Raw genomic sequence first — 6,497 nt, forward strand, 5'->3', positions numbered from 1 at the left:
AACTGTTTGTATGGGCTGTCGGCGTACGATGTAGGTCGTGGATGGGGTCGCTGCGCTCATTTTTGCAAGAGTCTTATGTCTTGATTGTTTTTCGGCTCGTCCGTACGGCGAGAGGCGTTGGTTATGAAGTTTGTTGATGAAGTATCGATTCGCGTAAAGGCTGGTGATGGCGGCAATGGCGCCATGAGTTTCCGTCGGGAAAAATTCATCGAAAACGGTGGCCCGAACGGTGGTGATGGCGGTGACGGCGGTTCCATCTACATGATGGCTGACGAAAACCTCAACACCCTGGTCGACTACCGTTACACCCGGCACTTCGATGCCGAGCGTGGCTCCAACGGTGGCAGCACCGACTGCACTGGCAAGAAAGGTGAAGACCTGATCCTGCGTGTGCCGGTGGGCACCACGGTGATCGACTCCGCTACCCAGGAAGTCATCGGCGACCTGACCAAGGCTGGTCAGAAACTGATGGTTGTACAGGGTGGCTGGCACGGTCTGGGTAACACCCGATTCAAATCCAGTACCAACCGTGCGCCGCGTCAGACCACTCCGGGTAAGCCGGGTGAGCAGCGCGACCTGAAACTGGAAATGAAAGTGCTGGCTGACGTCGGTCTGCTGGGCTTGCCGAACGCTGGTAAAAGTACCTTTATCCGTTCGGTATCGGCCGCCAAGCCGAAAGTCGCTGACTACCCGTTCACCACGCTGGTGCCGAACCTCGGTGTGGTCAGCGTCGATCGCTGGAAGAGCTTCGTCGTCGCGGATATCCCGGGTCTGATCGAAGGTGCTTCCGACGGTGCCGGCCTTGGCATTCGCTTCCTCAAGCACTTGGCGCGTACGCGTCTGCTGCTGCACCTCGTCGACATGGCGCCGCTGGATGATTCCAGTGCGCCGGATGCTGCCGAAGTGATCGTCAACGAGCTGATCAAGTTCAGCCCGTCCCTGGCGGAGCGTGATCGCTGGCTGGTGCTGAACAAGTGCGACCAGATCCTCGAAGAGGACCACGAAGAGCGCGTTAAGGAAATCGTTGATCGCCTGGAGTGGACGGGTCCGGTCTACGTGATCTCGGCCATCGCCAAGATTGGTACCGAGCGTCTGTGCCACGACATCATGCGTTATATGGAGGATCGTGCCGATCGCCTGGCTGCAGATCCTGCGTACAAGGAAGAGCTGGCTGATCTCGATCAGCGTATCGAAGACGAAGCTCGCGCGCAGCTGCAGGCGCTGGATGACAAGCGTGCCCTGCGTCGCAGTGGCGTGAAGTCGGTCCATGACATCGGTGACGATGACTGGGACGAAGAAGATGTGGATGACGAAGACGGTCCGGAAATCATTTACGTGCGTGACTGATCTGTTGCGATAAACTTGAACGCCGCTCAATCGAGCGGCGTTTTAGTATCTGGAAATCGATCGTTGGTCGGCAATAGTCAAGAATAACGTCACGGGCGGCGCTGGGTCGCGCTGCCCTCAAGCTAAGGTTGAAGATGATGCGGAGCAAGGTGACAGGTGCGCAGCGTTGGGTCGTGAAGATCGGCAGCGCTTTGCTGACGGCTGACGGCAAAGGGCTGGATCGTGCGGCAATGAGTGTCTGGGTCGAGCAGATGGTGGCCCTGCATGAGGCGGGCGTCGAGTTGGTGCTGGTGTCCTCGGGGGCAGTGGCGGCCGGCATGAGCCGTTTGGGTTGGACCGCACGACCCAGTGCGATGCATGAGCTCCAGGCGGCTGCGGCAATTGGTCAGATGGGCTTGGTGCAGGCGTGGGAATCGAGCTTCGCCGAGCATGGCCGGCACACTGCACAGATTCTCCTGACCCACGACGACTTGTCCGACCGCAAGCGCTACCTGAATGCTCGCAGCACTCTGCGCGCACTGGTCGAGCTGAAAGTCATCCCGGTGATCAACGAAAACGACACCGTGGTCACCGACGAAATCCGATTCGGCGACAACGATACGCTGGCGGCGCTGGTGGCCAACCTGGTCGAGGCTGATCTGCTGGTGATCCTTACTGATCGCGACGGCATGTTCGACGCTGATCCGCGTAATAACCCCGATGCGCAGATGATTTACGAAGCGCGCGCCGATGATCCTGCGCTCGACGCGGTGGCGGGCGGTACGGGTGGTGCACTGGGGCGTGGCGGCATGCAGACCAAATTGCGCGCGGCGCGGCTGGCGGCGCGTTCCGGTGCGCACACGATTATTGTCGGTGGGCGTCTGGAGCGTGTGCTTGATCGCCTGAAGGCGGGTGAGCGCATTGGCACATTGTTGTCGCCTGAGCGCGGCATGCTCGCGGCGCGCAAGCAATGGCTGGCCGGGCATCTGCAAACCCGTGGCACGCTGGTGTTGGATGAGGGTGCTGTTTCGGCATTGTCCAAGGGCAATAAAAGTCTGCTGCCTGTAGGCGTCAAACTGGTTCAGGGCAGCTTCCGTCGCGGCGAAATGGTGGTCTGCGTGGCGCCGGATGGTCGTGAAATCGCGCGTGGCCTGGCCAATTACAGCGCGCTGGAAGCGCAGAAAATTATCGGTCAGTCGTCGGATGCGATTGTCGGTGTGCTCGGTTACATGGCGGAGCCGGAACTGGTTCACCGTGACAACCTGATTCTCGTTTAAGGAAAACTCGATGCGTTTAGCGAAAGGATTGTTGGGCTTGCTGATGGCGATGCCATTGCTGGCTTCGGCCGAAGAGATCGGTCAGGTGTCGACGGTGTTCAAGTTTGTCGGGCCGAATGACCGTATCGTCGTTGAGGCTTTCGATGATCCTAAAGTCGAAGGCGTGACCTGCTACCTGTCGCGCGCCAAGACTGGCGGAGTGAAGGGCGGTCTGGGCCTGGCCGAGGATCGTGCCGAAGCCTCGATCGCTTGCCGTCAGGTCGGCCCGATCAAGTTCAAGGGCGAGCTGAAGGATGGTGATGAGGTGTTCAAGGAGCGCACTTCGCTGGTATTCAAAACCATGCAGGTGGTGCGTTTCCTCGACAAGAAGCGCAACACGCTGGTGTATCTGGTCTACAGCGACCGCTTGATCGAAGGCAGTCCGCAGAATGCCGTGACCGCCATCCCGATCCTGCCGTGGGTTCCGGTCCAGCAATAACGCCGCAAAACCAACTGTAGGAGTGAGCCTGCTCGCGATGGCGGTATGTCAGTCAATATTGCATCGACTGACACGCCGCCATCGCGAGCAGGCTCACTCCTACATTTTTTTGCGCTGGATTTGTTAAATCACAGGCAATAAAAAACCGACCCTAAGGTCGGTTTTTTAATGACTACGTCGATTAAGCAGCTTCTTTCAGCGCTTTAACGTGGCCATTCAGACGGCTCTTATGACGAGCAGCCTTGTTCTTGTGGATGATGCCTTTATCGGCCATACGGTCGATAACTGGCACAGCCAGAACGTATGCAGCTTGAGCTTTTTCAGCGTCTTTTGCGTCGATGGCTTTAACTACATTCGTGATGTAGGTGCGAACCATGGAACGCAGGCTGGCGTTGTGGCTGCGACGCTTCTCAGCCTGTTTTGCACGTTTTTTGGCGGAAGGTGAGTTGGCCACCGTCGAGCTCCTCGAAAGACTTTTTAGGAAAAAGAAAACAAAATAGGCCGCGAATCATGCCGATGAAGAGAAGTCTTGTCAAGGGCACTTGAAACGTTCCGCTAAGTGGTAGGTATAAAGAGGCGGGATATTTATTTCCGGCGCTTGACCTGTAAACTCGCGAGCTTTGGCTCTGTGCTGCTGCGGCGCGGAGTATCGCACAAGTAGGCGCTTTGTTCGCCTGCTGTTTATCGACAGGCACAAATTCCCTCAATGAATCTGCTCAAATCGTTGGCCGCCGTCAGCTCTATCACGATGCTTTCCCGGGTTCTGGGGTTTGTTCGTGACACGCTGATTGCTCGTACATTTGGTGCCGGGATGGCGACGGACGCCTTCTTTATCGCCTTCAAGTTGCCCAATCTGCTGCGAAGAATCTTTGCCGAGGGCGCTTTCTCCCAGGCATTTGTGCCGATTCTTGCGGAATACAAAAGTCAGCAGGGTGAGGAAGCGACGCGTACGTTCATTGCTTACGTGTCAGGTTTGCTGACGCTGGTATTGGCGGTGGTGACCGCGCTGGGCATGATCGCCGCACCTTGGGTGATCTGGGCAACGGCTCCGGGCTTTACCGATACGCCGGAAAAATTCCAGCTCACCTCGGACCTGCTGCGGGTGACCTTCCCCTATATATTGCTCATCTCGCTGTCCTCGCTAGCGGGCGCGATTCTCAATACCTGGAACCGTTTCTCAGTGCCGGCCTTCGTGCCGACCCTGCTCAACGTCAGCATGATCGTATTTGCGCTGTTCCTCACGCCGTACTTCGATCCACCGGTCATGGCCCTCGGCTGGGCGGTGTTGGTCGGTGGCCTGGCGCAATTGCTCTATCAACTGCCGCACCTGAAAAAGATCGGCATGCTGGTGCTGCCACGTCTTAACCTGCGTGATACCGGCGTGTGGCGCGTGATGAAGCAAATGCTGCCGGCGATCCTTGGTGTGTCGGTCAGCCAGATTTCCCTGATCATCAACACCATCTTCGCCTCGTTTCTGGTCGCAGGCTCGGTATCGTGGATGTATTACGCCGACCGTTTGATGGAATTGCCTTCCGGGGTGTTGGGCGTGGCGTTGGGCACGATTCTGCTGCCTACGCTGGCGAAAACCTATGCGAGCAAGGATCGTCACGAGTATTCGCGGATTCTCGATTGGGGCCTGCGTCTGTGCTTTGTGCTGGTGCTGCCGTGTGCGCTGGCGCTGGGGATTCTCGCCGAGCCGCTGACCGTTTCGCTGTTTCAGTACGGTCAGTTCAGTGGCTTCGATGCCGAAATGACTCAGCGCGCGCTGATTGCCTATTCTGTCGGGCTACTCGGCATTATCGTGATCAAAGTGTTGGCTCCGGGCTTTTATGCGCAACAGAACATCAGAACCCCGGTGAAAATCGCAATCTTCACGCTGGTGGTTACTCAGTTGTTCAACCTGGTGCTGATCGGTCCGCTGGCTCACGCCGGTCTGGCCCTGGCAATCAGTGCCGGTGCCTGCCTGAACGCCGGATTGCTGTTCTATCAACTGCGCAAGCAGCAGATGTATCAGCCGCAGCCGGGCTGGGCCAAATTCGGCTTCAAACTGGTGGTCGCAGTGGCGGTGATGTCGGCAGTGCTGCTGATCGGTATGCATTTCATGCCCGCGTGGGATCAAGGGCACATGCTTGAGCGCTTCCTGCGTCTGGGCGCACTGGTCGCGGCGGGCGTGGTGGCTTATTTCGGTATGTTGCTGCTGCTTGGTTTCCGCCTGCGCGACTTCAATCGCAAGGCCTTGAGCTAAGGTTTTACCCTTTATAAGCAGCCGCGGGCCGGCAGTTTTGTCGGCTCGATCACTTTGCGTTACGGTGTTGCCTGTCGTCGACCGTCGGGTGTGGTTATAATCGACCACTTTATGAGCAAGAAGCGCGTTATGCAGCTGGTTCGAGGCCTCCACAACTTGCGCCCCCAGCATCGGGGCTGCGTCGCCACTATTGGCAACTTTGACGGTGTTCACCGTGGTCACCAGGCTATCCTGGCCCGACTGCGTGAGCGTGCGCTCGAGTTGGGCGTACCCAGCTGCGTGGTGATTTTCGAGCCGCAGCCACGGGAATTCTTTGCCCCCGAGACTGCGCCGGCGCGTCTGGCACGGTTGCGCGACAAACTGCAACTGCTGGCCGCCGAAGGCGTTGACCGGGTGTTGTGCCTGGCCTTCAACCAGCGCCTGAGCAAGCTCAGCGCCAGTGAATTCGTCGATACCATTCTCGTTGATGGTCTTGGCGTGCAGCATCTTGAGGTTGGTGACGATTTCCGTTTTGGCTGCGACCGCCTCGGCGATTTCGACTTCCTGTTGCAGGCCGGGCAGATGCGCGGTTTTACCGTTGAAGCGGCACAAACCGTCGAGCTGGACGGCATTCGCGTCAGCAGCACACAAGTGCGTAACGCCTTGGCCGCTGCCGACTTTGCCTTGGCCGAACGTTTGCTCGGCCGCCCGTACCGGATCGCCGGTCGCGTGCTGCACGGCCAGAAGCTGGCCCGGCAACTGGGTACGCCCACTGCCAATATTCAACTCAAGCGTCGTCGCGTGCCGTTCACCGGAGTCTATCTGGTGGATGTCGATATCGACGGCAAGACCTGGCCCGGCGTCGCCAATATCGGCGTACGGCCCACGGTGCAAGGTGATGGCAAGGCCCACCTTGAAGTTCATCTTCTAGATTTTGCCGGCGATCTGTATGACCGGCGTTTGACGGTGGTTTTCCACCAAAAGCTGCGTGAAGAGCAGCGCTTCGCCTCCCTGGAGGCATTGAAAACGGCGATCAATGCGGATGTCGCCACCGCCCGTGCACTAGCCGCACCTAGCGCCCATCGCTAATGAAGAGCCTTAAATGACCGACTATAAAGCCACGCTTATCCTTCCGGACACCGCCTTCCCAATGAAGGCCGGCCTGCCACAGCGCTAACCGCAGATTCTGCAG

6 protein-coding genes and 1 pseudogene are annotated in these 6,497 nt (G+C 58.1%); 6 read left to right on the forward strand and 1 reads right to left on the reverse strand.

What is annotated here, in order from left to right; translation table 11 throughout:
• Positions 1-123 precede the first annotated feature (123 nt).
• The 3 genes from cgtA to ACIPIZ_RS15670 all read left to right on the forward strand — a co-directional run bounded on the left by cgtA (position 124) and on the right by ACIPIZ_RS15670 (position 3,081).
• Positions 124-1,347, forward strand: coding sequence for an Obg family GTPase CgtA (cgtA, locus tag ACIPIZ_RS15660; RefSeq protein ID WP_064392401.1), 1,224 nt, complete (start codon positions 124-126; stop codon positions 1,345-1,347).
• A gap of 137 nt (positions 1,348-1,484) precedes the next feature.
• On the forward strand, positions 1,485-2,603 hold the full coding sequence (gene proB / locus ACIPIZ_RS15665) for a glutamate 5-kinase (protein WP_064392404.1): 1,119 nt from the start codon (positions 1,485-1,487) through the stop codon (positions 2,601-2,603).
• Positions 2,604-2,613: 10 nt separating this feature from the next.
• Entirely contained in the window at positions 2,614-3,081 is a 468-nt protein-coding gene (locus ACIPIZ_RS15670) for a CreA family protein (RefSeq protein WP_064392406.1), read from the forward strand.
• A 181-nt stretch (positions 3,082-3,262) separates the two neighbouring features.
• Here the strand turns inward: ACIPIZ_RS15670 and rpsT are convergent, their stop codons facing one another.
• Positions 3,263-3,535: a 30S ribosomal protein S20 gene (gene rpsT, locus ACIPIZ_RS15675; protein WP_401165990.1), complete on the reverse strand. Its 273-nt coding sequence runs from the start codon at positions 3,533-3,535 to the stop codon at positions 3,263-3,265.
• Positions 3,536-3,787: 252 nt separating this feature from the next.
• On the opposite strand from rpsT, the gene murJ reads away from it, so the two are divergent.
• The 3 genes and pseudogenes from murJ to ACIPIZ_RS15690 form a co-directional block, all read left to right on the forward strand.
• Positions 3,788-5,326, forward strand: a complete 1,539-nt coding sequence (murJ, locus tag ACIPIZ_RS15680; protein ID WP_064392408.1) for a murein biosynthesis integral membrane protein MurJ — start codon at positions 3,788-3,790, stop codon at positions 5,324-5,326.
• Positions 5,327-5,455: 129 nt separating this feature from the next.
• Entirely contained in the window at positions 5,456-6,394 is a 939-nt protein-coding gene (ribF, locus tag ACIPIZ_RS15685; RefSeq protein WP_064392410.1) for a bifunctional riboflavin kinase/FAD synthetase, read from the forward strand.
• Between the two features lie 13 nt (positions 6,395-6,407).
• A pseudogene (locus tag ACIPIZ_RS15690) lies at positions 6,408-6,479 on the forward strand (hypothetical protein); the annotation flags it as partial.
• Positions 6,480-6,497 lie beyond the last annotated feature (18 nt).

Origin of the sequence: Pseudomonas sp. NPDC087690, assembly GCF_044743175.1 — a bacterium.
Lineage (GTDB): Bacteria > Pseudomonadota > Gammaproteobacteria > Pseudomonadales > Pseudomonadaceae > Aquipseudomonas.

Bases quoted from the DNA above. Each gene is read 5' to 3' on its own strand.
- cgtA (WP_064392401.1), top strand. From the start codon at position 124: ATGAAGTTTGTTGATGAAGTATCGATTCGCGTAAAGGCTGGTGATGGC.
- proB (WP_064392404.1), top strand. From the start codon at position 1,485: ATGCGGAGCAAGGTGACAGGTGCGCAGCGTTGGGTCGTGAAGATCGGC.
- ACIPIZ_RS15670 (WP_064392406.1), top strand. From the start codon at position 2,614: ATGCGTTTAGCGAAAGGATTGTTGGGCTTGCTGATGGCGATGCCATTG.
- murJ (WP_064392408.1), top strand. From the start codon at position 3,788: ATGAATCTGCTCAAATCGTTGGCCGCCGTCAGCTCTATCACGATGCTT.
- ribF (WP_064392410.1), top strand. From the start codon at position 5,456: ATGCAGCTGGTTCGAGGCCTCCACAACTTGCGCCCCCAGCATCGGGGC.